Origin of the sequence: Novipirellula herctigrandis (genome assembly GCA_007859835.1) — a bacterium.
In the GTDB taxonomy this organism is placed as follows: Bacteria; Planctomycetota; Planctomycetia; order Pirellulales; family Pirellulaceae; genus Novipirellula_A; species Novipirellula_A herctigrandis.
This window is the reverse complement of record SJPJ01000001.1, coordinates 1,450,482-1,477,400: the sequence shown is the minus strand read 5'-3', so window position 1 is coordinate 1,477,400 and position 26,919 is coordinate 1,450,482. Positions and strand designations below refer to the sequence as shown.

At 52.7% G+C, this 26,919-nt stretch carries 13 protein-coding genes; 5 read left to right on the top strand and 8 right to left on the bottom strand.

What is annotated here, in order from left to right; translation table 11 throughout:
* Positions 1-29: 29 nt before the first annotated feature.
* Positions 30-2,948 (bottom strand): CRTAC1 family protein, encoded by a 2,919-nt coding sequence (locus CA13_RS05295; RefSeq protein WP_419193960.1) that lies wholly within the window; start codon positions 2,946-2,948, stop codon positions 30-32.
* 336 nt (positions 2,949-3,284) lie between these two features.
* Positions 3,285-4,436, bottom strand: a complete 1,152-nt coding sequence (locus CA13_RS05290) for an AraC family transcriptional regulator (protein ID WP_146394931.1) — start codon at positions 4,434-4,436, stop codon at positions 3,285-3,287.
* Positions 4,437-4,893: 457 nt separating this feature from the next.
* Between CA13_RS05290 and CA13_RS05285 the strand changes: the two genes are divergently transcribed.
* The 3 genes from CA13_RS05285 (at position 4,894) to CA13_RS05270 (ending at position 14,651) form a co-directional block, all read left to right on the top strand.
* A complete protein-coding gene (locus tag CA13_RS05285; RefSeq protein ID WP_473087505.1) occupies positions 4,894-9,252 on the top strand; it encodes a PVC-type heme-binding CxxCH protein in 4,359 nt (1,452 codons plus the stop codon).
* A 318-nt stretch (positions 9,253-9,570) separates the two neighbouring features.
* Positions 9,571-11,865 (top strand): glycoside hydrolase family 2 protein, encoded by a 2,295-nt coding sequence (locus tag CA13_RS05280; protein ID WP_419193959.1) that lies wholly within the window; start codon positions 9,571-9,573, stop codon positions 11,863-11,865.
* A 218-nt stretch (positions 11,866-12,083) separates the two neighbouring features.
* Entirely contained in the window at positions 12,084-14,651 is a 2,568-nt protein-coding gene (locus tag CA13_RS05270) for a glutaminase family protein (RefSeq protein WP_146394928.1), read from the top strand.
* An 85-nt stretch (positions 14,652-14,736) separates the two neighbouring features.
* On the opposite strand, the gene CA13_RS05265 is transcribed toward CA13_RS05270, so the two are convergent.
* Positions 14,737-16,374, bottom strand: a complete 1,638-nt coding sequence (locus CA13_RS05265) for an FG-GAP repeat domain-containing protein (RefSeq protein WP_146394927.1) — start codon at positions 16,372-16,374, stop codon at positions 14,737-14,739.
* A 592-nt stretch (positions 16,375-16,966) separates the two neighbouring features.
* Here CA13_RS05265 and CA13_RS05260 point away from each other — a divergent pair.
* The gene (locus tag CA13_RS05260; protein WP_146394926.1) at positions 16,967-19,537 is read left to right on the top strand and encodes a beta-L-arabinofuranosidase domain-containing protein; all 2,571 of its coding nucleotides are present in this window, start codon (positions 16,967-16,969) and stop codon (positions 19,535-19,537) included.
* A gap of 110 nt (positions 19,538-19,647) precedes the next feature.
* On the opposite strand, the gene CA13_RS05255 is transcribed toward CA13_RS05260, so the two are convergent.
* The 4 genes from CA13_RS05255 to CA13_RS05240 form a co-directional block, all read right to left on the bottom strand.
* Complete coding sequence (locus tag CA13_RS05255) at positions 19,648-21,051, bottom strand: hypothetical protein (RefSeq protein WP_419193958.1); 1,404 nt, start codon at positions 21,049-21,051, stop codon at positions 19,648-19,650.
* A 166-nt stretch (positions 21,052-21,217) separates the two neighbouring features.
* On the bottom strand, positions 21,218-21,757 hold the full coding sequence (locus CA13_RS05250; RefSeq protein ID WP_146394925.1) for a hypothetical protein: 540 nt from the start codon (positions 21,755-21,757) through the stop codon (positions 21,218-21,220).
* A gap of 116 nt (positions 21,758-21,873) precedes the next feature.
* Positions 21,874-23,319 (bottom strand): replicative DNA helicase, encoded by a 1,446-nt coding sequence (gene dnaB / locus CA13_RS05245; protein ID WP_146394924.1) that lies wholly within the window; start codon positions 23,317-23,319, stop codon positions 21,874-21,876.
* 158 nt (positions 23,320-23,477) lie between these two features.
* The gene (locus CA13_RS05240; protein WP_146394923.1) at positions 23,478-25,331 is read right to left on the bottom strand and encodes a DnaA/Hda family protein; all 1,854 of its coding nucleotides are present in this window, start codon (positions 25,329-25,331) and stop codon (positions 23,478-23,480) included.
* 23 nt (positions 25,332-25,354) lie between these two features.
* On the opposite strand from CA13_RS05240, the gene CA13_RS05235 reads away from it, so the two are divergent.
* Positions 25,355-25,687, top strand: coding sequence for a hypothetical protein (locus tag CA13_RS05235; protein ID WP_146394922.1), 333 nt, complete (start codon positions 25,355-25,357; stop codon positions 25,685-25,687).
* Between the two features lie 157 nt (positions 25,688-25,844).
* Here the strand turns inward: CA13_RS05235 and CA13_RS05230 are convergent, their stop codons facing one another.
* On the bottom strand, positions 25,845-26,816 hold the full coding sequence (locus CA13_RS05230; protein ID WP_146394921.1) for a GNAT family N-acetyltransferase: 972 nt from the start codon (positions 26,814-26,816) through the stop codon (positions 25,845-25,847).
* Between the last annotated feature and the right edge of the window lie 103 nt (positions 26,817-26,919).

Genomic DNA, 26,919 nt, shown 5'->3' with positions numbered 1-26,919 from the left:
TTGGATGGCGCCCATTGGATGGCAAGCGGTCACTTCACGGATTCACCAGCCAGATGTTGAAACAATTCAAAGGGCTCGGCGTCCCCCTCGGCAATCAAATAGTCATGGCCTGCCAGCAGCGATTTGAACGTTTGTTGGCCGCCTGAGGGCCAATCGATTGTCACGGATTGAAGCTCGGGTTCCGTACCCATTCCAATCGGAATTCGGCGTTGGTTCGAGCTAAGGTAACCGTCGCCCGCCGTCAATTGAGCATAGCTTGTTCGGTTTCCGGCTGTGGCACGTACTTCCGCTCCAATTGCGTCTCGCTGACTTTTTGAAGCGACAAGGACAAGGCCTACCGAACGCCCTACAGGCTGCATCTTAGAACCCGATGTTGATTGGTTGATCAGCAGCGATACCGGTTCGTAAAGGTGGGTGATTGCAACATCATTCAAGCCGTCCCGATTGGCATCCAAGGTAAGCAGTGCACGTCCTAAGTGGTTGCTGGTGAAATAGTCGCCTAGCTCCTTGGCTGGCATTTCTTCCCATTTTGATTCACTGGTTTGTTGGAACAATTGTGGCGGCATTCGATAGGCAACGTCTTCTCGGTCGAGATCGCTAACGTGCCCGTTGGCGACGATCAGTTCCGCCACGCCATCGTTGTCAAAGTCAGCCCATTGGGTTCCGAACGCCAGCATCATAATCGATGGTTCTGACAGCCCAACGCGATACGAATGGTCAACCCACAACCCGCGGCTGACTTGTTCATAGTAGGTGTTGTGGTCTTCGGCGAAATGAGTAACAAACAAATCTAAGTCGCCGTCGGAGTCGGGGTCGCCGACCGCGATTCCCATGGATGCTTGGGACAATGATTGTCCGCTAACCGCGACGCCTCGTGCGGTCGCAGTTTCGTTCAAGCGCATTAGTTCGTCGGACGTTTGCTTGCCGGCTCCTGTGGGCGACCACAAATGGTTTGCGGACATGTCGTTTGCGACATAAACGTCTAGCCCCGGCGACTCGTCAAGTTTGCCGACGACCAGCCCGAGGCCTCGTCCAGGGCTGCTCAGCGTCATCCAATCGTCGGTGACGTCCGCGAACCTTCCATCGCCTCGTCCTGCCCAAACGCGATCGGGTTCGGCTTCGAAATCCATCGGTGTGCAGGCAACCAATTGGCCCGTGCTGCGACTTCGGCATTCCTTTTCAAAGGGACGCTTGCCGCCACAATAGTTGGTTTCAAACAGATCCGCATGGCCGTCTGCATTGAAATCGGCGATCACTAAGGACGTTGTCCAGCGTTCTCCGATCAAACCAACCTGTTCTGTCACATCCTCAAACGTGCCGTCGCCGTTATTGCGAAACATCCGATTGCGCCCGATGTTGCCGATCATCAGATCGGGAAATCCGTCGTCGTTATAGTCGCCAGCGGTGATTCCTTGTGTGAACCCATTGTCGTTAATTGATGTGAGTCGCGTGACATCCAAGAATGATCCTGCGATGTTGCGAAAAAGGCGGTCCGTGTCGGAATCGTCTTTCATGGGGTGTCCGTTCAGGTCCGCCATCGCTAAGTCAGGCCAACCATCTAAGTCAAAGTCGATCACTGCCGCCCCACCGCCATTGCTTTGGAAAATCCAATGTCCTTGTTTGGTCGTTTCTGGTGCTAGCGAGGTCGTGTGTTTTAGTCCCAACTGTTGGGCAGAATCCGAAAAACGGAGCTTTGCATTGCTTCGCGTGATGCGGGGGCCCGATGACGTGCTTTTCTTGGTCCACGCGACTGCGGGCAATTCGGCTATCTGACGCTGAAGCTCAGGAATGATCGGCGAAGCATTCCAAGGTGTGTCGGGCGAAAGTTGGTCACGAATGGCAAGGTATCGTTTTTGTGCGTTGGATACATGCTCATCGGGCAATGTGAGCGAGAATCTTGCCCAGGCTTCTGCTTCCCATGAACGCCCTAGTTGTCCCATGATGTCAGCAACTTGCATTGCGACCTTTTGCGATCGCGTTTCTCGTTCGTAAAGTGTTTTGGTCGCGTCGTGAAGCGCGGCGAGCTTTGCATTATGTGCCGAGACCAATTCGGCTTCTGCATCATGACCGATTTGGCGAAGTGACGCGATCAAGTAGGTCAACGTCTCCGAGTGGTTCGCATCCTCTCTGACTGCCGCCTCGCAAAAGGCTCTCGCGGCGCTTTGGTGGTCATTTTGTCCTGCTGCCCACAATCCAGCGACCACCCAATACTCAGATGACATCCGGGCTTCATCGGGCTCCTTACGACGCCAATCATCAAGCGAATCTGTTTTGCCCAATTCAATCAATGCTCGGCCATACAAGACATACGCCGGCACAAACCGAGGGTGAAGCTCAATGACGGGTTCTAATCGCTCAGCGACTTCCCGCCATTTCATTTTCAGTGCGTCTAGTTTTGCCAATCCATACTGAGCGCGTTGATCGCTTGGGTATCGCTTCAGGACTTCCTGGCACAATTCGCCATCGGGTTCCACCTGTGTCGGTTGAGCCAACACGGTCAAGCTTTCGTGATCTCCGTGATTGTGTTGTGCGAGCCACTTGAGTTGTTCGATCGCAATGCTTTCGAGGCCCAACATGGATGCAAGGCCCGTCAAGGCAAACCGTGGTTCAATCACCGACGGGTGCTTATCAATCAATGCTTGTCCAATCGCGATTGTCTCAAACGGTCGCCCCGAGGCCATCATCAATTGAGCGAGTCGTTCACGGACGGCGATGGATGCATCGTCGTTGATCGCCAAAACGCCTTGATAGAGCTCAATTGCTAATTCGGTTTTTCTCTGCTGCGCGGCAACGCCAGCGAGCAATTCGTGAAGCCGTGCGTCTTGAGGTTCCAGCAGTAAATGCTGGCGGAGAATTCGGTTTGCAGTAGGCCAATCGTTGTCGGAAGCCGCCTGTAATGCTTGTTCGATTCGTTCTTTCGATGTCTGCGTCGCCGGGGCGCTTTCCAACTGTGGTTCGAGCTTGTTGGGAGACGAATTCTTGCTCGGCGTCTGAACCGTTGCCGGCGGGGGGGGCGAATCGGAGCACCCGGTCAAATGTAGGAGCAAAAACAAGGATAATAAGGTCCTTGCGAATGCATCGAAGCCTCGCATTCCGACCGCGTCATCGCTCACATGGGTGTGCCCTTTGTTCAACTTCAAATCCTAAAGTCTTGCCTATTTGATTCAATCCAAAATGGGATCGAAGCCGTTGACGCTATCGATTGGATATGCACTTTATCAAAAAGAATAGGAAAGACAATCGAATCTGCAATTGTGGGGCATTCTGAAATTGCCGGACCGCGTCTAGCGTTGCTTGCGGAATTTCCCAGGCGGCATGCCTTTGGCGCGACGGAATGCCACGTTCATGTATTCCTCGGTCTGGAACCCAGTCCGTAGCGCAATTTCTCGCATTGGCAAGTCGGAGCTGCGAAGAAGTTGGCAAATGCGATCGATCCGACTTCGGATAATCTCTTGATACATCGTTCGCCCCACACATGCCCGAAAACGAGATTCAAGTGTCCGGCGGGATAGCGGTACCACTTTGAGAACGTCTTCCACATTGATTCCATCGCAATGGTGGTCCCGAATGAAACGCAGTGCATTTGCGACGTCTTCGTCTTTCACTGCAAGGATGTCAGTCGATTGACGCGTTTCAACACCCAGTGGTCCGATAAGATGACAAAGTTCTTCGACTTCGCCGCCGTTCATCATCGTATCGAGAAGTCGGGCTGCTTCGAAACCGATGCGTTTGGCCGCAGGAATGACGCTCGATAGCGGTGGCGTCGAAAGATCACAAAGCACTTCATCGTTATCGACGCCTAGCAACGTGATTTGCTCGGGCACCTTGATGCCTAAATGGCGACAGGCTTCCAGGATTTGTTGGGCCTTCACGTCATAACAGGCAAGCAGCGCAGTGCGTTGGGGGAGCGTTTGGATCCAGGCTTCAAGACGCTTTCTTGCTTGGTTCACGGAATCGCGTTGGCCCGGACGCGGGGAATCGTTGAAGATTTCAAGCGGAAAGCCTGCCTTCTCAACAAAGTGGGTGAACCCTTCTTGTCTCAGTCTCGACCAGTCGTAGATCGGTTCACCACAGAAAGCGAATCGTTCAAAGCCTCGTTCGCGAAAGTGTTCAAACGCCGCTTGGCCGATCCCCATTTCGTCAATTTCTACCCAAGGAACATCGGGCAGTATTCGTGCCGCGCTGACATCCACAATCGGTATGTTCTTGCGTTTGAGTATGTTGGCAAGTTCTTTGTTCTCGATTCGGGCAATGACTCCATCGCCTTGCCAAGCACTCAGCCAAGGCGGTGGACCTGCACCGCGTTCTTGCTCAGGCAGCGTAATTTTCCAAAGCTCGTTTTCGTGCATGTAGGAAGCGATGCCCCGAAGCATGCCTCGCGTATACGCATTGGACGTTTCGATGAGTAGGGCAACAGACTTGGCGGATGGTGGCATAGCGGACTGAAAAGAGATGTTGAGAACGGGGGGCCGAAAGGTCAGTCCGTCAGTGTAACGTAAAATCGAATCTTTAATGCGCTTTTTTCCATTATCGCCAGACGCTTCAGATCTATACTTGCTAACCTCGCTTCAGACGAGTTTCCCTGTGAATGTCTGGTGTTTTGCCAAAACGGCGCAGTGGGACAATGCTCTAAAGCTATTATTTTGAGCAGTAGAATGGGCTATTTTTTTTGCCGGTGCAACCCCTTTAGGGGGGGTGTGGGTGATTTGTTCGTGTGCTGTTCTCTTAGACATGGCTCCCGAGTGTGGGTATCGATCCCCGCTCGATAACTAAGACCCCGTGATGAATTCCACCCCTATTGCGAGTCGCATCCGATCGCTGTTCCGAGAATTCGTTTTTGGGGCATTGGCCTTTGTGTTGTTTGGTGCTAGCAGTGGCTTCTTCTCGTGTGTAATGGCTGAGGGGTTGGAGGTGCTGTTTTTGGGGGACCCCGGACGTAGCCATCAACCTGAATCACGCTTCGGCGAATTGCGTTCTGTGCTTTCAGGCCGGGGGATCGAACTGACTTATACCGAACGTGTTGCGGATTTGAATCCCGGCACACTCGCCCAATACGATGTGTTTTTGCTCTACGCGGACATCGACGAAATTTCCCCTGATCAACTTAGTGCGTTGTTGGGTTACGTCGCCGGCGGTGGTGGGTTTGTCCCGCTGCATTGTGCTAGTGCTTGCTTCCGCAATGCGCCTCCGTTTGGTGCGTTAGTCGGAGCGGAATTCGTGCGGCATGATTCAGGTGTATTTCGTGCGCTGATCGACAAACCCGATCACGAAGTGATGAAAGGTTACGCAGGTTTCGAAAGTTGGGACGAGACCTATGTGCATGATCAATTCAACGAAAAGAATCGGACGATTTTGGAGTACCGCGTTGACCAGGAAGGACGCGAACCATGGACCTGGATTCGTACACACGGAAAGGGTCGCGTTTTTTATACCGCGTCGGGACACGATCAACGAACATGGACTCATCCGGGATTTCAAAACTTGGTTGAGCGGGGCATCCGGTGGGCTGCTGGTGAAGACCCTCAGGATGCGGGGGTCTACGTCGCCGACGCTCCTTTTCCGATTCCGGAAATGAACTCGTTGGCGAATGATTTGAAACCGTTTGAATACGTGGATGTCGGACGTGAACTTCCCGTCTACAACTCGGCATCGGAATTTGCGTCGTTGGACGAAAGGCAAAGCACGATGCAACAGGCTTTGCCCGCCGAAGAATCGATCAAGCATCTTGTTGTTCCAAAGGGATTTCACGTCGAATTGTTTGCCTCGGAGCCCGATCTTCATGGCAAACCCATTTGCATGGCATGGGACGCATCGGGGCGATTGTGGGTTGCTGAAACCGAGGACTATCCCAATGAGCTTCACGAAGATGGTTTCGGTAATGACCGGATTCGTATTTGCGAGGACACCGATAAGGATGGCCGGGCGGATAAGTTTACGCTGTTTGCCGACAATCTAAGCATTCCAAGTGCTATCGCATTTTCGCGTGGCGGGGCAATCGTGCAAAACGGCACGCAAACGCTGTTTTTACAGGATACTAACGGAGACGGACGTGCCGATGTTCGCAGCGTGCTAGTTTCGAATTGGAACATGGAAGATACCCATGCGGGGGTGAGTAACTTTCAGTATGGCCACGATAATTGGATTTGGGGTACGCAGGGTTACAACTACTCGCAGCCGATCGCCAACGGTGAGCCGCAAGAATCGTTCCGCATGGGGTTCTTTCGGATGCGCCCGGATGGATCGGAGATTGAATTTATTCGGTCAACCAACAACAACACATGGGGATTGGGGTTTAGCGAAGAAGGGCTTGTCTTTGGTTCGACGGCCAATGGAAACCCGAGCGTCTACATGCCGATTGCCAATCGGTATTACGAACGGGTCCGCGGTTGGATGCCCTCGCTCACATTGTCTTCGATTGCCGACACGAGTGACTTTTCCCCAATTACGGACAAAGTTCGTCAGGTGGATTGGCAAGGCGGTTACACGTCCGCAACGGGGCATGCGTTATATACGGCTCGCGCGTACCCCGAGGAGTACTGGAATCGTGTTGCATTTGTCAATGGTCCCACCGGGCACTTGTCCGGCGCGTTTGTTTTGAAACAGCGTGGTAGCGATTTTCGTTCCACGAATCCGTTTAACTTGCTTGCGAGTGACGATGAATGGACTTCGCCGACAATGGCCGAAGTTGGTCCAGATGGCCAAGTTTGGGTCATTGATTGGTACAACTACATTCTGCAACATAATCGGGCCGCCGAGGGTTTCGAGGAGGGTAAGGGACGCGCTTACGAAACGACTCTGCGTGATAAGGAATTGGCACGGATTTATCGTGTGGTTGCTGATCCATTACACGCTCCTAATCGAATAAATGATTCCTCAAAAGTGCCGGATTTGGAGCGTGCAACGGTCAAGCAGCGGGTTGCCTCACTCGCTCATCCAACCATGCTTGTTCGCAAACATGCCCAACGTTTGCTTGTCGAGCGAGGCGTGCGGGACATTACCGATTCGTTGATCGATTTAGTTGACAATCATACTACCGATGCCATTGGGTTGAACGTAGGTGCCATTCATGCACTGTGGACACTTCACGGCTTGGGGCTTCTTGATGGTTCGCATGACGCATCAAATCGTGCGGTTTACCGGGCGCTCAAGCATCCGTCGGCGGGTGTTCGCCGTGTCGCAGCACAGGTGTTGCCAACGCGCACGCAGTCGGTCGCTGAGATCTTCAACAGTAATTTACTAAGGGATCCCAATCGCGTCGTGCGTTTGGCCGCATTGTTGGCATTGTCGGATTTGGCCTCCAGTGAAGCGACCAAGGCGGCCGATGGGCGAATGGCAAGAGATCGGGCCGGTGAGGAGCTAATGGGCATGATGCTAAGTCATACGGATATGACGGACCGCTGGATTCCCGATGCATTAACCAGTGCAGCGGCACAATATAGTAGCTCGGTTTTGCGTTCCTTGGCGAATCAAACGAAGTTGCCTGAGGCCGCCTTGGAAATCATCCGTCGTGTTGCCGAGCATCATGCTCACGGTGATGACGCAAACGACCAAGCCCTGTTGTTAGCGAATTTGAATGCTGTGGATCCGCCGATCTTGAGTGCGGTCATCGACGGTTTTTTGGCGGCATCGGGTCACGAGTCTGCTGTCAAACTTGACGTCATGACCGATGTTAAGTTGCTATCGATTCTTGATCGTATCCCTGCCGGTTCAAGAGGCGGGCTGATCAAACTTGCCACTGGATGGGGCAGTAATAAGTTTTCACGCTATGGGCAAGAATTGATCGACGGTATGCTCCGCACGGTTCATGATCAGACGATGCCCGATGAGCAGCGTATTGCCGCTGCCGTGAAAGCCATTGATTTTGTTAGCAGCGATCGCGAAGTCGTCGTCAGTCTGCTCGACGAAGTCACGCCACGCACCTCGCCATCCGTCGCCATCGGCTTGATCAATGCTTTGGAAGGATGTCGTTGGGATGGGCTTGGTGACGAACTCATCGGACGGCTCGGAGCGTTGACTCCATCGGTCAAACAGGCTGCGTTTTCTTTGATGCTTAAACGTCCTCCGTTAACGATGGTCATGCTGCGTGCCGCAATAGAGGGTGACATTTTGCTTGACACACTAACGCTTGAGCAACAACAGGCTTTGATAGCGCATCCCGACGAAACCATTCGGCAGTTGGCTGAGCGTCTGTTGAATTTAGAAGGGACGTTGCCAACTTATGACCGCAAGATCGTCCTTGATCGATACCAGATGTCCACGCAACATTCCGGCGACCGAATGAAAGGTCAACGAGTCTTTATGGATGAATGCGCCAAATGCCATGTGCACGGCGAATTGGGCGTCCGGATCGGCCCCGATCTGACTGGGATGGCCCTTAGTCCAAAGAGTGAATTGTTAATTCATATCCTTGATCCCAGTCGAACGGTGGAGGGTAATTTTCGGACTTACACGGTTTTGACGGACGATGGCATGGTCTTAACGGGGATGCTTCAATCAGAATCGAAGACGGCGATTGAATTAGTCGATTCGGCGGGAGTGAAGCAAAATGTGCTACGAGAAGGAATTGAGGAATGGGTCATGTCACCCAAGTCCTTGATGCCCGAAGGTTATGAAGGGTCGATCAGTGTGGATGGCATGACCGATTTGTTGGAATTTCTGACATTCAAGAGCCGGTACGTTCCGATTTCAATCGGCCGTTACGCGAACGCCATCAGCACCAAAGGGTTGTTTCATGACGATGGTCCGGATCGGTTTGTGTTCCCGGATTGGGGACCCAAGCAATTCAACGGCGTTCCGTTTCAATTGGCCGACCCACATGGCGAATCACGTCCAAATTTGATCTTGTTGCATAGCCCCAACGGCCCTTTAGCTTCACGGATGCCAAAGGAAGTTTCGTTGCCGTGCAATGCGGGGGCAAAGGCCATTCATCTGCTTAGTGGAGTCGCCGGTTGGGGATATCCCTTCGATACCGAACCGACCGTTTCAATGATTGTCCGCTTTCGCTATGCCGACGGAAGATCCGAAGATCATGAATTGCTCAATGGTGTCCACTTCGCCGATTACGTGCGTCGCAATGATGTTCCTGAGAGCGAATTTGCTTTTGGTTTTCCTCAGGGTCAACAACTTCGCTATTTGAAGATTGAACCGAAACGAAGTGAGAAAATCGAGACAATCGATTTCATCAAAGGTACCGATCAATCGGCACCGGTGGTAATGGCGGTCACCATCGAACCTAGTTCGTCATCACCGTAACTTCACCCTAATACGTCCTTTGGTCCTTGAAGGAAACGAATATGCCCCCCACCTAACTTGAATCGGTTTTTGTAATGCCACCGTGTGTAGCAACTTTGCGGCTGGCCGAGCGTCATCTGTATCGTCGTCATTTTCGACCGACTACTGTTTTCATTCGGTCCGCGCCGGATCGAGTCCCTTTGGCTCCGGATCGAGTCCCTTTGGCTCCGGGTCGAGTCCCTTTGATCGACTTGAACTTTGATCTCGGACGCCGGGTTTGTCACGCTAACTCCCTCCTAAAACCTTCCTTGTCCACCTCTGATGGAACTTCCCTTCACGATGAAAATGAAACTTAACAAAATGCAGCCTTCTTTGATTCAGCGAGCCGTGGTGCTGCTGGTCGCCTTCGTTTCCGTTGGCATGTCTCGCCATGCAAACGCTGAGAATGTCTTGTCGACTCAACTTTGGCGTTTCACCACCGAACAACCCGCCAACGGATGGCAGCAGTCCGATTTTGACGACAGCGATTGGTACCAAGGCGAGGGCGGTTTCGGAACCCGCAGGACCCCAGGTGCGCGAGTCGGGACGACTTGGGATACCGACGATATTTGGATTCGTGGATCATTCTCGCTCGACTCGATCCCTGAAAACCTCGGCTTGTTGATGCATCATGACGACGAAGTCGAAGTGTCGGTCAATGGAAAACAGATCGCGGCGATCGAGGGTTGGACCAGCAATTACGAGTTGGTCCCCGTCGCCGACGAACATCGTAGTGCGTTTAAGCAGGGGAAAAACCTGCTGGCAGTTCATTGCCACCAAGACGATGGGGGGCAGTACATCGGCATCCACGTAGTCGATGCAGACAATGTGCCACCGTTACCGCCGATTCCACCATTTAAGTCCGAATTGATCACGACGTGGGGCAGCGATCTCACTGCCGATAATGCGTGGACCGAGTACCCTCGGCCTCAAATGGCTCGTGACAATTGGACCAATTTAAATGGCATGTGGGATTACGCCGTCACTCGCGAAAATCAAACCGACGTTCCATCGAAGTGGGACGGGGAAATTTTGGTTCCATTCTGTTTGGAATCCAAACTCGGCGGCGTCCAGCGAATGCTTGATGCACGCGAAGCACTTTGGTACCGACGCAATTTCGATGCGACGAAACAACTAAAGCAACGCACTGTGCTTAATTTTGAAGCCGTCGACTACCAATGCGAAGTCTTTGTGAACGGCACCTCCGTTGGAAGACATCAAGGCGGCAACACACCGTTTTCGTTTGATGTTACGGACGCTTTGAAAGACGGCAAAAATGAATTAATGGTTCGTGTCGAAGACGATACCGAAGCATGGCAATTACGTGGCAAGCAGGTGATCAATCCTGGCGGAATCTTTTACACGCAGGTTTCCGGAATCTGGCAAACGGTTTGGCTTGAACAAGTCAACGAGACGTATTTGACGGATCTGACGATTTCAACCGATCCACAAACCGGCACGATCCATTTGGATCCTGAACTGGAAGGTTCGGCGTCGGCGAAACAACTGCGTTTGGTCGTGAAAGACGGTGATAGGACCGTGGTTGAGAAGGAGGCCGCCATCGGCGAAATTTCCGCTCAAGTGGATGATGCAAAGCTTTGGTCGCCTCAGTCTCCTCATCTCTATACCCTTGAGGTCTCAGTACTGGATGACGCAGGCAACGTGCTTGATGAAGTCAATTCCTATGCCGGAATTCGAAGCGTCGGAAAGACACGTGATGCGGATGGTCATTGGCGGATGACGCTAAATGGCGAACCGATTTTTCACTGGGGCCCGCTCGATCAAGGTTGGTGGCCCGACGGGTTGCTAACGCCACCATCGGACGAAGGGATGTTGTTTGACATCCAGTGGCTCAAGGATGCGGGTTTTAACATGATCCGCAAACACATCAAAGTCGAACCCCGTCGATACTACTATCACTGTGACCGACTAGGCATGATGTTGTGGCAGGATCAAGTCAGCGGAGGTCAAGGACCACCTTGGACTCACCTTGAACCCAATCCGGTTGACGCCGACTGGTCTGATGAAAATCACGCTCAGTATATGATTGAACTGGAACGCATGATTGATAATTTGGAGAGTCATCCTTCGATCGTTGTGTGGGTTCCATTTAACGAAGCGTGGGGACAACATCGCACGGTCGAAGTTGGCAAATGGACTTCGAATCGTGACCCTTCACGGTTGGTCAATGTTGCCAGCGGCGGAAATTTTTGGCCGGTGGGCGACATCGCCGACCAACATGCCTATCCCAATCCGGGCTTCCCGCTCGATGCGAAGCGTTTCGATGACTTCATCAAAGTGGTTGGCGAATTCGGTGGTCATGGCTACCCCGTTCCAGGTCATTTGTGGGACGCCGAACGTGATAATTGGGGATACGGCGGACTGCCGAAATCGAAAGCCGAGTATCGCGATCGCTATCTCAAATCCCTCGATATCCTCAATGAGCTTCGGCACAAGGGTATTGCCGGAGGCGTGTACACCCAAACGACTGACGTGGAAGGCGAGATCAACGGCTTGATCAGTTACGATCGCAAGGTCGAAAAGATCGCACCGGAGGAACTCAAGCAAATGCATGAGGTTCTATTCACGCCATAATCTGACCAGCGTCTTCTTCAAAGACACGGATTTGTCACAGCCACGTCCTTTGCGATTGGCTGTGATGAAAGTTTTTCGCTACATCGTTTCGCTAAGCGGCGTGCCCAGTGCGCCGAGCGGTGCAAATATGTCCCATGGTGGGCGGTGCTCAGGCCGTTACGAGATGTAGCCCCTGTTTCCAACAAAAATTCACTCCCTTTACAACGGTTTTGACTTCAATGAAAACTCTGTACTCTCTCTTTTTTACGACGCTAAGTCTTGTGACTTTTTGTCAATCCCAAGCATTTGGGGCGGAAACTTCTGAAACCGGTTTTCGGCCGCCTGCGGTTCCACTGATTGCCTGTGATCCCTATTTCAGCGTTTGGTCGCAAGCCGATAAACTTTGGGAAACGGAAACCACACACTGGACTGGAACGACTCAACGTCTCGGAGCCATCGTTCGCGTCGATGGGACTGCCTATCGTTTGATGGGTGCCGCACCGCAAACGATCGCCACGATGGAACAACTTTCGGTGCAAGTTTTGCCGACTCGATCGATTTACACCTTCGCCGGCGCGGGAGTTGACGTCACACTCATATTTACGACGCCTGGGTTGCCCGAAGACATCTCCATCCTGAGTCGCCCAACCACTTACGTTAATTGCAGCGTTAAGTCCAATGACTCGAAGCAGCACGACGTGGAATTCTATGTCGACGCCGGGGGCGAATTGGCTACCGATGTGCTCGATCAGCAGGTCTCTGGCTCGACCGAATCATTTGCCAATGCAAAGGCGCTGAAGCTCGGTACCGATAGCCAACGCATTCTAGGTCGATCCGGCGACGATTTGCGAATCGATTGGGGATACCTATACCTTGTCGCGGCCAATGAATACTCTCCCGTCACGGCATTGGGTGACGCTCCGACACTGCGTCAAGCGTTCGGAAAAGCGGGCGTGAAGGCCTTGGTTGCACCGGCAACGGAATTTCCAACGGATGCAGGTCAAGTGGTTGCGTCGGTAGCCATGTCACTCGGCAACGTCGGCGACAATCCCGTGTCACGTTACGCCTTGATCGCTTACGATGATTTGTACTCGATCGAGTACATGAAAAAGCGGTTGCGACCGTATTGGCGCAAAGACGGTTGGGAAGCTGATGATTTGATTGTCGCAGCGATTAGTGAACACGATACACTGGAACAACGTTGCGACACGTTCGATCGCGAATTGATGGCCGACTGTGTTGCTGCGGGTGGGCAAGAGTACGCGGATATTTGTGCTCTCGCGTATCGTCAATGCTTGGCGGCAGGCAAATTCGTCGCTGACGAGAACGGCCAACCGCTGCAATTTTCCAAAGAAAATCACTCCAACGGTTGCATTGCGACTTCGGACGTTTTCTATCCGATGATGCCCCAATTCTTGTTGTTTGGCCCAGCGATGACGAAATCGGTGTTGGTTCCTTTCATGAACTACGCTGCTTCGGATCGCTGGAAATTTCCCTACGCACCGCACGATTTGGGAACCTATCCCAAGGCCAATGGTCAACGATACGGTGGGGGAGAAACCAGTGAAGACGGCCAAATGCCGGTCGAGGAATCGGGCAACATGCTTGCCCTGTTTGGTGCTCTTGCAAAGATCGAAGGCAACGCGGATTTCGCGGAACTGTATTGGCCACAACTCAGCCAATGGGCAGACTACTTAAAGGAGAAAGGGTTCGATCCTGATAATCAACTCTGTACCGACGACTTCGCCGGGCACATGGCCCACAACGTCAACTTGAGTGCCAAAGCGATCATGGGGCTTGGGTGTTACGCGATGCTTTGTGATATACGTGGGTTAGAGGCCGAGGCAACGGAATACCGTCGTGTCGCAAGACAGTATGCAAGCCAATGGATCAAGACTGCTCGCGATGGCGATCACTACGTCCTGGCGTTTGACCAACCGGGAACATGGAGCCAAAAATATAACCTTGTTTGGGACCGTATTTTGGATCTCGGGTTGTTTCCTGATGAAGTGGTGGAAACGGAAATGGCGTTTTATCGCAAAAGTCAAAACGAGTTTGGATTGCCTTTGGACAGCCGATCGGACTATACAAAACTTGATTGGGTGATGTGGACCGCAACGTTGACGGAAAACCGAGAGGACTTTGATGCGTTGATGTTGCCCGTTCATCGATTCCTCAGTGCAACGCCCCAGCGAACACCGATGACCGATTGGTACTTCACTTCAACGGCCGAAAAACGCGGCTTTGATGCTCGGCCCGTTGTTGGGGGCGTGTTCCTGAAGATGCTTTACGATTCCAATGTTTGGTCCAAGTATGCGTCGCGAAACCAAACCGATGCTTCGAATTGGGCGCCGATGCCGGTTCCGCCTAAAACGATCACGTTGGTCCCAACTAGCGAAAAGGCGGAAACGATCTATCACTACGTGACGTCGCAACCGACGGGCGATTGGTATGCATCCGACTATTCCGTCGCACAATGGAAAGAGGCCAATGGCGGGTTAGGAACGGAGACTCTCAGCAAAACCCGTTGGGCTACGCCTGAGATTTGGGTTCGAAGAACCGTTGAAATAAGCGGGGATGTGCCCAGCAAAATTGGACTTCGAATCTGGCATGACGAAGACGCCGACGTTTTCATCAATGGCAAGGCTGCAATCTCACTTGGCGGTTACACCACAGGCTACGAAGTCTACGAGGTGCCAGCTTCCTTGTTGCATTCGGGGACCAATGTCGTTGCCGTTCACGTTCGACAAACCTCGGGCGGCCAATTCATTGACTTTGGTTTTGACAGTTACGCCCCTGCTAAATAGGGCGTTTCATCGTTTCGAGCGGCCCATCCATCGGTGGATGCGCCGTTCTGGCAAAAGAACGACAGCTAATCGAGCGACAGCGACCTCACTTGCTTGCCTCTTGGGCATGGGGTTGCTTCGCCTGCAAATCGTTCCACCAAATCGAGACCGATCGTTCCTTCGAAAGGGGCCAAAACTCCCCTGTTGCAAAATCGAGATCGCCATCGCCATCAAAGTCGCCAACGTCGAGTGACCCGTGGTTTAGAGTCTCTTTTTCCAACGAGTGCCGCATGTATTGGCCTTCGACGTTTTCCAGGAAAACGACACTGTCCAACGAAAAATCGGTTCGGTTTTTGATCAGGGTTGGCAGCAATGCACAGGCGATAATGTCGAGGTCGCCGTCCCCATCAAAGTCGGCGGGAAGAGCGCGATGAACACCGGGCATGGTCGCGATAGGATGGTGTGTGTAGGGATACGTTCCGCGATTTTCAAGCCATTGGATCGCGAAGTACGGCTTGAGGAAATTGTCATCAAATGCGTCACCGTTGGTATACAGGATGTCGAGGTCGCCATCGTCATCTAAGTCGACAAGCTCGACTCCGTTGGAACCATAGGATGGAAAATCGGCTGCCCAGATCAACTGCGGTTTGAAATGGCCTTTGCCATCGTTGAGGTACCCCATAACAAGTTCATGTTCTTGGCTCAGTACGGTGACAAAATCGAGATGGCCGTCGTTGTTGAGATCGCACGTATGGATCTGAATTGCGCCTGAGCGTTCGTCAATGGTTTCCTTCGCGAACTTCGGTTTGTCAGGATCCGTGGTTTGGTTGCGTAGGAATATCACGCTGCCGGTTTTCCGCCAACCGAACTCCGAGACCACGATGTCCGTTTTTTGGTCACCATCAAAATCGGCCGCTTTAACGAATGCGACTCGTCCCACGCGATGAAGTAGGATTTGCTTCACCCATTCGCCATCGGAATTTTGGTGAAGCCAATAAACTTTCCCTTTACTATGGTCGCTGGGTGCGTACGAACCAAGGTCTGCAAGGAGATAATCGAGTTTTGAATCTCGGTCCAAGTCGGTCGGTTCAACCGATGCGATGTTGTGAAAGGTTTCGAGCAATTTGGCATCGAGTTGGACGTGATCGGTCGTCGAACCATCCATTTTCGAACCCATGGGAATATGCATCAGGTGGCCCCTGGCCATATCGCAGAGCAGAATGCCAGCCTCTTTCTTCGTTACTTTTACTTCGCCCGACGACTCAGGCAGCCAACGAACAGTTGCAACCGACACAGCAGCGTCATCTATCAGAATTGGTATGTCTTGACGATGGAAACTCACGGACATGGGAGTGTCGCTGTGTTGGGGGCGTTCAAGCACCAATGTCTCAGGTGCGTTGTCTTGATAATATTCAAGCACAGCGCCTTGGGGAGTGGGAGGATCCAGGTCCGTTCGCCCCGAGTTTAGGAACAGCCGAAATCCTTGGTTGACTTCCTCTGCCCAAGCATCTTTGGGGAAACTGCTAGGCCGCGGAACACCGTGGCACGCGCCGCAGAAATTCTCGATCTTGGTTTCAAAATGTTCTGCCTCGCTTTTTGCAGTTTCCGCCGTCGTTTTTGTGGGTGATGGCTTCGCCGGTTCGACGCTGCAACCACTAACCGTAAGGAGTAACGGGATGCACAACCCAATACACATTCGCGGCAAATCAATGGCGAGAGGTTTGTAATGGTTTGAATGTGTCATTTGTTATCCGTTGATGAGGGACGCAGTAAAACGATTTGGTGAGCTTTCAAACCTTGTTGTAAGGGCTGGTTTGTTAAGTCATTGCCAAAGTATTGCGTCGTTTTCACTTTTTATTGTGTGGGGTCGTCCTGTTGTGGTGGCGGGGTCCGCGACACCGAATCCCGTTTTCAATTGAACGGCTCATCCATCATAGTGTGCATTAACTACGACAACCACGTGTTGATCCCGTGACCACGTTATTGAAGGCTCATCGAGAGAGTCAATGCATCGACGCAACGTCCCGTTTTGGCGGTGTCTGGACAATCCTTTTTGAGTGTTTGTGATTGAGCGGAAGGATGTGACAACCGTGGTAGGTCCGCGAAAGCTTAATCGATGTTAACTGCGGTCGGAGCATGTTACGTCGCGACACCGTTTGATGCGCAAAATGGCGTTTGAATTGCGTGAAATGCCATGGAAAATGTGTTTGTTGTCACCGATACTCCGGTGGAGCTTATCCAATAGGATTGTGTATCTTCCCCACCTTTTTCCCACCAAGCACCAAAAGCACAGCAACATGATTGCCACGTCGAGAACGCGACTGAGTTTCTTTCCCATGATTGCATCCCGGATAGCGGTTGTTTTTTCAACAGGTATCGCAGTTGTTCTGCTTGCTCCATCGCTTCTGCGAGCGGATACAAGCGTTGTGGATGCCCCATTTTTCACCACCGATTCCCCTAACAACGCATCGGTTAGCAATGTTTCCTACGTTGGTAACCGAGCACCGCTAGCGCCCAGTCGCTTCATTAGTTTGCCGCCCGGTTCGGTTAAGCCTGCTGGATGGCTTCGGGAAATGCTAGATCGCCAACGCAAAGGATTGACTGGGAATCTTGGAAAGATCAGTGCTTGGTTACAGAAAGAAGACAACGCATGGTTGAGCAAAGACGGCCGTGGCCAATACGGATGGGAAGAGCTGCCTTACTGGCTCAAAGGCTACATCGAATTGGCCTACCTTTTTGACGATGCCGACATGATCGCAGAAAGCCAGATTTGGATTGAGGGCACTTTGGCAAGCCAACGGCCCAATGGCGATTTCGGTCCCCAACAACGTCTTGGTGATGGCAACCGAGATTACTGGGCCAACATGGTGATGCTTTTTTGTCTGCAATCTTACTACGAGCATAGCGTTGCAGCAGGGCAACCCGACGATCGTGTGTTGGATTTAATGACGAGGTATTTTGAGTACCAATTGACCGTGCCCGACGACCAAATGCTGACTGGATATTGGCAACGCATGCGAGGCGGCGATAACCTGCAGAGCATCTATTGGCTGTACAATCGAACCGGTAATGCCGAGCTATTGAAGGTTGCCGAAAAGATACATCGTTGTACGGCCGATTGGAGGCTCAAAGGCACATTACCCAATTGGCACAATGTCAACATCGCTGAGTGTTTTCGCGAGCCGGCAACTTACTATTTACAGTCACTTGATCCCAATGATTTGCAGGCGGCCTATAACAATTTTCACGAGATTCGCAAACGATTCGGGCAAGTTCCCGGAGGCATGTTCGGCGGTGATGAAAACAGTCGGCCTGGGTTCGATGATCCTCGGCAAGCAACTGAGACGTGTGGCTTCGTCGAGCAAATGCTTTCCGACGCAATCATGATGCAAATCAGTGGTGACCCGTTTTGGGCGGATCACTGTGAGGACGTCGCGTTCAATAGCTATCCGGCTGCGGTCATGCCTGATTTCCGAGCTCTGCGCTACTTGACCGCGCCGAACATGGTTTTAAGTGACGCCGAAAACCATTCGCCAGGGATCGAAAACCGAGGCCCCTTCTTGATGATGAATCCGTTCAGCTCGCGATGTTGCCAACACAATCATTCGCACGGTTGGCCGTATTTTGCCAAACACCTCTGGATGGCCACCCCGGACAACGGCGTTTGTGCGTCGATGTACAGCGCCGGTGAAGTGAATGTCAAAGTCGCCGAGGGTGTTCCAGTCCGCTTCACTGAAACAACCAAGTACCCGTTCGAAGATACGATCGTGTTTGAGTTCCATTCGGAACAATCGACAACTTTCCCGCTTTATCTTCGTGTTCCATCTTGGTGCAAGGACGCCCATTTAACGATCAATGGCAAGCAAGAGGAAACATCGGCTTCCCGTGGGCGATACTTGCGAGTGAATCGACAATGGAACGATGGTGATACTGTGACTCTGCAACTGCCGATGAGCGTTTCGCTAAGAACGTGGAAACGAAACCACGATAGTGTCAGTGTCGATTATGGGCCGCTGACGTTCTCACTCAAAATTGGTGAGCAATACGTCAAGAAAAGCAGTGTGGAAACGGCGATTGGTGATTCGCATTGGCAAGCCGGAGTGGATACGTCACAGTGGCCGTCGTTCGAAATTCATCCAACGACATCATGGAACTACGGCTTGGTTCTCGACAAGGACAATGTCGAGAAGTCGTTCAAGTTTGAACATCACGAATGGCCAGAAGATGATTTTCCGTTTACCATCGATTCCGCTCCGATCACTCTTTCCGCTCGTGCCAAGCCGATTCCTCAGTGGACGATCGACCAACATGGATTATGTGCGGTGTTACAAGACAGCCCGGTTCGATCCGACCAACCGACGGAAACGGTCACACTGGTTCCAATGGGTGCGGCACGACTTCGGATTTCTGCCTTTCCCGTTATCGGCGAGGGGGCCGATGCAGAAACTTGGGTTGAGCCACCCAAACCACACAAGTCGACTTTTGAAATATCGGCGTCCCACGTCTACCAAGGCGATTCGTGCGATGCGATCGATGATGGCTTAGTTCCCAACCAATCGGCGGATCGCAGCATTCCAAGATTCACATGGTGGGATCACCGCGGGACCAGCGAGTGGGTGCAGTATGTATTTCCAGAACAACGTCGTGTTTCCCAAGTCGAAGTCTATTGGTTCGATGACACCGGGATCGGAGAATGTCGTATTCCCGAATCATGGACGGTACTGGTTCGTGACGGCGAGCAGTGGAAGCCGGTTAACGCATCTGACATGTCGCCGGTCGTCGCGGACCAGTGGAATCGAACATCGTTTGAACCCGTCGAAACGACCGCAATTCGCATTCAAGTGAAATTGCAACCCGGCTTTTCCGGCGGAGTGCTGGAATGGAGAGTCGGCAACGGTCAAGAATGAAGTGAGCGTTGCTGCGAAGCTTTGCAGGTCCAACGCGGATTCATCTGCGCACGGTCCTAGAGCCGATCGATTGTCATTTTGATTTCATCGATTGTGTTAGCGCGATTGTGTTAGGGAGCGTCTTTCGAATTCCGCAGTGTGTCCAGGTCCAATCGGTATAGTATTTGGTTGTAGTCATAACGCGGGGTTGGCGTTTTGGCTTTGGAGAACGTCGAAGTGTAGGTGCCTTCGAAGAGTAGAACGGGCGAGTTTTTGTCTACCCATTCAGCGTGGATCTGGGGGTTGTAGAAGGTGTACTTGTCGTGTGTAACGACTTTGATCGCAGCGGACCAAGGTCCCATGGGCGACGTTGATTCGGCATACCATATTTCTCCAAGCTCGGATCGATTGCCCGATGTTTGGGTAAAAATGGTTACCCAACAATCGCGATAGGCGTTAAACGCAATGGCCCCGCGATGCGGCCGGATGGTTTGCTTTGAATTCGCCATTTCGACCGTCTTGGTGGTGTCGATCGATTCCCACCGCTTGGGTGTGGACCAATCTTCAAACGTCGCACGACAACGAATTGTGGGAAATGGATCTCCAAACAAAACCCACTGCTCGCCATGTTGGTCCGTCCAAAAGACGCTGTGCCCGTGCGGCATTAACGGAGACGAGGGGTCTTGCTCGGACATTTTCCAAATCACGCGGTGGCGATCAAATTGCTCGGTTTGCTCATTCCAAACGCAAAGCCCTTTTTCGTATTCGGTCAGCGGGCCTTTGATCTTCGAGTAAGTTGCGCCTAGGCGGTGTTGGCCGTTTTGGTCCGGCAAACTAACCATTCCGAACAACCAAGTCGGACCGTCGCCAGGCATGCGAGCGATATCGCGAGGCGTCCCTTGATCATCGTTGAAGTAATCAAATCGTAGTCCAATGGGTGGAACAAGGGACGGTAACGGAGTTTGCGCGGTAGTGGCAGCGATTGAATGGAAGCGGCCTAGTGGGTAGCCCGCCAGCGTTGTATCGCCCCACAGCCAGAATAGTTTTTCGTTGAAAATCGCGTTCTGGACACTGTCACAGCCGAGCAAGTTTTGTTCTCTCCAGTCGTTTGCTTCGCCCAACTTTTGGCTCTCGCTAAACAGGCCACCGCCCGTCAAGCGTCCGAGGCGTTTGGCGGCAAGTTCTCGCTGGACTTCGATGCGAAATGTCTTTCCAGGAACAGGAATAATGCGAACGCCGCGAAATCCGAATCCATCCGGTGCGACGGAGTACCCATGGCCTCGCACATGCAACCAAGTTGGCGTGTTCATGAGCTCGGGTAAATCAAATGCAACTAATCCGGCGTTGTCGGTGACGAATCGAATATGATTCGTCGTTTCAAGTTCGACCATCGGAACTGGCCATCCGTTGCTTTGATCCACAACCTCAATGCGGCACGGTTCCACTGCCAACGTGTTCGTTGAAAGAAGGCAGACGACAAGCGTGATCCGAAGGCACAATCTGAAACTTGAAAGCCGATCGATGGTGTCACTCATGATGAACCCGCGAGACAGTTTGGTAGGCAGTAGATTGGTAGGCAGTAGATTGGTAGGCAGTAGATTGGTAGGCAGTGGACGGACATCCCACATTGTAACCGAAGCTGCAAACCCGATTTTGAAATATCAAGTCTGGGCTGCAACTTTGGCCGCGATTGCCCTATCGCTACGATCGAAAGCGTTTCTCGGCCGACGAATCGTCATGGAGGTGTCGTCCCTCGGCGTCCAGCACCTGATAGGACGCTTGGCTACCATGCCAAGTATCCGAAAGATGGAACGTACCATTACAGTCGAGATGGGGGAACGAATCGAGTGCCTGTTCGATGTGGGGATTGAGCAGTAACAGATTCGTCGATTCACAATCGAGGCAACGCGGCGGAGATTGGCGGGCAGTTCGCCAACGCATCAATGCATGGGATCGGAAAAGGCTTTCAGCAAGATAGTCGGAAACGTCTTGCTTCATCAATTTCGCGTTCTCAATGTCGTGTTCGGAAAGCCCGGTGGTTTCCAAGTCAGCAACAATCTCTGTGAGACGCTGAAGATCTGGGAGCCGTTCTGCGGATCGCAGTGCGTTACAGTCGTTGCACCATGCGGGTTGTTCACAGCGAGGAATGTCGGTGCCGTCCGAGAGGCGATAATAGCCGATCGCCGAGCGATACGATTCCGTTTGGTTGCAACGGTCACATTGGTATGTGTAGGCAAACATGAATGGACGTTACCCTACGGAAGGATGTGCAGAAGTCGCGCCGCACGCAGCGACCAGCCGATTGGCCCATCTCGATTTCCGAAAACCAACGATGACCGCATACAGAAACCCAGATACTAAAATCCAGCGGGACTGTTGAATTCGGCGTAGTCGTCGAATTCGCTGTGGCGGTCAGGGGCTCGGTCGCTGAACTTTGTGAAATCGCCTTCCCAGGTTAGCGCCACATCACCAATCGGCCCGTTACGTTGTTTCGCAATGATGATTTCGGCTTGACCTGCATATTGTGCCTTCTCTTCGCCGCGATGGTAATACTCTTCACGGTGCACAAACATCACAACATCGGCATCCTGCTCAATCGCACCCGATTCTCGCAAATGGCTCAACCGTGGACGGTGATCTTTGCTGTCTTCGGCTTGTCGGTTCAGTTGTGACAAGCAGAGTAGCGGCACTTCCAACTCACGAGCCAATCCCTTCAAACGTCGGGCGATCTTTGCGACCTGCTCCTGACGCGGGTCACGCGAGTTATCGGGTTCAATGAGTTGCAGATAGTCAATCACGATCAGCCCTAAGCTTCCTTCGCGACGTTTGATCCGCCGAGCACCCGCAGCAATTTCGCTGACCGTTCGGCTTGGTGAGTCATCCACGAACAGCGGCGCCTCGCTAATTTCGTTCGCTTTGCCAATCAGTCGTTCGCGGTCGTCGGACGAAATCGTTCCATTGCGAAGTTTATGGCCGTTGACTCGTGCCAGCGAACACAACATACGGTCGGCCAACTCGATTCCTGACATTTCGAGTGAAACGAACAAGACGGGGGTTCGTTGAACAATCGACGCTTCTTCGCCAATGTTCATCGCCAGGGCCGTTTTACCCATCGACGGCCGAGCAGCCAAGATGATCAATTCACCGTTGTGCAGTCCACCGGTCATCGAATCAAAATCGGTGAAGCCCGTTTCGCAACCTCCATCGGTATGTTCGCCGCTCATGCGAGCTTCCATGCGGTCCATCGCCTGATGCAGCACGTCATTCAAACTGCTGACCGAATTGCCGCTGCGCCCGTCCATGATCGCGAACACTTTTTGTTCCGCTTGGGCGCACAATTCTCTCGCGTCGCTTGCTTGATCGTACGAGTCACGGAGGATCTCGGTGCTTGATTCGATCAATTTTCGATAGACCGCTTTTTCGGTAACGATCCCAGCGTAATAGACGGCGTGAGCGGCGTTAGGGACGGCGCCACTGAGTCGTGCTAAGTAAGGCGCGCCGCCAACCTTTTCGTAATCACCGGCGGTTCGAAGCCGCGAAACGAGTAGCGTGATGTCGATCTTTTCGCCCTGGTCGTGCATCTCGCGAAGATGTTCGTAGATCTTCTTGTTTGCTTCGTCGTAGAAGTCGTCGGGCAGCAAGCTGGCGATGTCGTCACAGACAATCGGTAGCAGCAAGATACTGCCTAGGATTCCCATTTCCGCCTCAAGATCAAACGGTGGTTGTCGCTGCAAAATCTCGCTAGCGCTCACCTCACGCTTCTTCTTTTTGCCGTTTCGATAAGGTTGGTCGTCAGATTTCATCAGTCCGATCCGTGGAGTATCGTGGAATAAGGAGTCGTTGGTTGGGAAGCGGTTCGGGGATCAATCGCTCGTCCATGATTGAGAACCCATTTGATCGACCAATTGGCCGATGTGCAACCGTAAATGTTGAAAGGGGCCGATTCGTTTGAGGGGCCCGTTTAGCCGGTTCGGAGCAGTGTTTCGAGCCGGTGGATCGCTTCGCGGGCCGAAATCGCTGCGGCTCCGCGGCCGATCGATTTTCCTTCCGCCAGCCATTTGTTGACGTTTCGTTCAGCAGCAATCGCGGTGGAGTGCGACCGGCCCCCGAAATGGCCAGCAATTTGAGCGTAGGCCGAAGAAGTCATTTGACGCGATAAATACATCGCCAACATACGAGGTTCACAAATCGCTCGAGCCTGTGACGTGCCCCGCAGCTCATCCGCAGGCAAGCTAAACGCTTCGCACACCGCTCGTTCGATCGAGGTGAGCGTTACCGTTGGTTGACTGGTTCGCAATAAGTCGCCACCAAATTGGCGAATCTCGTCCATTGACGGCATTCGTGAGAGCATTTTCTGCAGCGTTGCGACCAAATTCACCACACCACTGAGCACCCGCCCATCGCCGGCTAATTGTGAATTGACTTCCGTGATGGTCGCTTCAGGCCACTCGACCGAACAGCGTTCGCTAATCAATCCGCGAAGCACAGTTCCGCGAGTGGCGTTGTCGAGTGAATGCATCGGACAAACCAAACCGCTTGCCATCCGTCCGATCAACTCTCGCGACAAACCTTCGATTTCCGATGGTGCTTGGTTGGCCGAAAAGACAATCGGGCGACCAGCTTCGATCAACGCTTCGACGGTATAAAGCATTTCGCGAAGCGTTGCACTCTTGGAACTCAGGAATTGCACATCATCGATCAAAAGTGCGTCAACATCGCGGTAGCGTTTGCGGAATTCAGGCAACCCAGTGCCGCCGACCGATTTGCAGAAATCATTGGTAAACTTTTCGCCCGAAATTTGCACGACACGGCGCATCCGATGTCCGCGACGAAATTGGTCCGCGATGGCGTTGATCAAATGCGATTTGCCGATGCCCGAGGGGCCATACAAAAACAGTGGCGTCGCGGTCGAGGGACTTTGGCATGCCATCATCGCGGCGGTGTGAGCGAGTTGGTTACATTGGCCGCCAACAAATGTCTTTAATGTCATCGTCGCCCGCAGGGCCGCAGCGGCAGACATCGGTTTGTTTGATTGGTGGCTACTACCGGAACCAATCGCTTGTTTTCCGGTGGCTTGATTTTGGCTGCCTTGCGCTTCCCCGCCAAAGTTCGGTAACGATGGTTGCCCGGCACACGGTTCGCGCCGACGTTTGGTCGGTTTGCGGGTGGTGCCTGCACCGTCACTCACAAGCGACGATAGCGATTTGGCGTTTCCGCGGTTTCGTTGGGAAGTACGCGTTCGCGTTTTCGCAGCCAATTTTTTCGCGGCGTTGTACTCTGCCACAGCGGCCGGATCAAATTCATCCGCGTCCGCAAACTCATCGGATTCACTCTGAAGAGGCAGTTCCGATTGAACCGCTTGTTGGTGTTGAAGTTCCAAAGCAACGCCGAGCGAAGTACCGAAGACTTGAGCCGCAGCAGCGCGAATCGGTTGCATGAAGTTTTGCTTGAGTCGATCAAGCGCGAATTGGCCACTCACCAATACGACAATCCGCGAGGGCGACTCGTCGTGTGAGTATTCGAGGGCACTGGTACCGTCCGTCTCCAACGTCACAGCAGAATCCATCGTCACAGCAGTATCCGACGTTACAGCAGACTCGACCATGCACGTCGACGTGGGTGATGGGGGCGCCTCGGATTCCATCGCCGCAGATGATGCTGATTGCAGCGAGAACGAAACGCCGTGGTGAAACCACATCTGAAACCGGTCTGCACCGATACGCTCTTTCAAAGCTTCCTTGAATTTTTCGACGACAGCCGTGTCATCGATGCAGCCTTGCGATGCAGACATAACGGTAGCGCAATCCTCCTTCATGGATATTTCGCGAGCAAACCATTATGCCACGTTTCGCCGAGAAGATGTTGGCGATGGATCGTGGGCTTAATGGAAAGACCAACCTAGCTCCGCTGGGTGGCGACAGTGCCTTCCCATGCTTGAAACAACTCTCGCTCATACTTGGATTCATTCACACGCCCTTTTTCGACGCGACTTTTCCCTACAAGCGAGACGCAGATTCTATGATTGCTAGCAAGCAAGTCAAATGGTTCAGCGGCTTCTCGGAAAAGTTTTCTTCGGGAGCTTCCTTGGGCGTCCATACAACCCAAAAAAGACCACAATACGGCATCCTCGCACAAGGCTTGTCTGACCGTCATGGACGCCGCTCAACTTGATAGCTTGGTGGAAAATATGTTGGTAACGAAATCTCAACACGAACTTCATGTCTCGGGCGAGTTTCTAAGTCCATCTAGGACAAGGGTTTAGCGGGGGCGTTGGGGAGGAAATCACCATTTGAACCGTTTTTAGTCAGTTCATGTTTTCACATGCCCATCACAAATTTTTTACCGCGACGGATTCCCGAAGCATGCATTTCAGACCAAACGCATCGTACAGGCGGCGCGCGTAAACGTTCTGTTGGTCGACCGCTAAAATGAGTCTCGACGCACCCGCGGTTTGGACCGTTTCGATCACCGATTGGATCACCTCCTTACCAAGCGACATGCCGCGCGCTGCCGGCACCACACCCATGTAAACCAATTCAGCCACTTTGGTCCCATGCATCGCCAAAACCAGCACTCCGATGGGGGGGGTGTCCGCTGAGTCCGTCGGGGCCTCCGCGCGGTGCAACGTGAACCACAGGTGGGGGGCAAAGGCGCCACTCTGTTGATACGACGCGATCGTTTGCTCTGCGGTGCGAAAGTTCAGCAGCGCTGGACAATCGAGCGTGTCGATGTAGGTTTGATCGACAATCCTCGCAAAGTCGTCTTCATTGATCATCGATCCCATCAACCACCGAGTTGGCTCGAGCCGAATCCGTTGAGGGGAATCCCGTTTTGATTTCGGATCAATCGAAACACTTAAATAGTCCAAGTCCGCAGCCCACTCGAACCCCATTGCTTCGCGCCACAATTCGGCGGCTTCGGAGAAATCGTCTACATCGCTTGCCCATTGAACAAACCGCATCCCACGCAACGTGAGGAGTTTGTCTAAATGAAACCGAACCGCTTCAATCAGGTTCGCGTTGGGCGATTCCGATTGAAACTGAGTTGCGTGCAGCAGCGTTGCCGAGTCACTGCCTTGAAATGAAATCGCGATCGCGGCAGCGATATCGACCTCGATTCCGTCGCGCTCTTCGTACGCCACGACCAAGTCGATGCCGTCCGCTTTCCCGCTATCGACCATATTGTGAAGCTGATCGACGATGATCTGCCCGCGTGCGATCGAAAGGTTCTGCAGAAACGTTGGTAATAGTTCCGGCAGCGTCTCAAGCGAAACAACGCGCGTTTGGATTGGAGAAGGCATGAGCTTTTCAATTCAGAATAATGGTCCAAACTGACCATTCTATCAGATATGCCTGTACCAGATACACAGGCGTTTAGCCTTAGCCACCCACGACGGTGCAGTG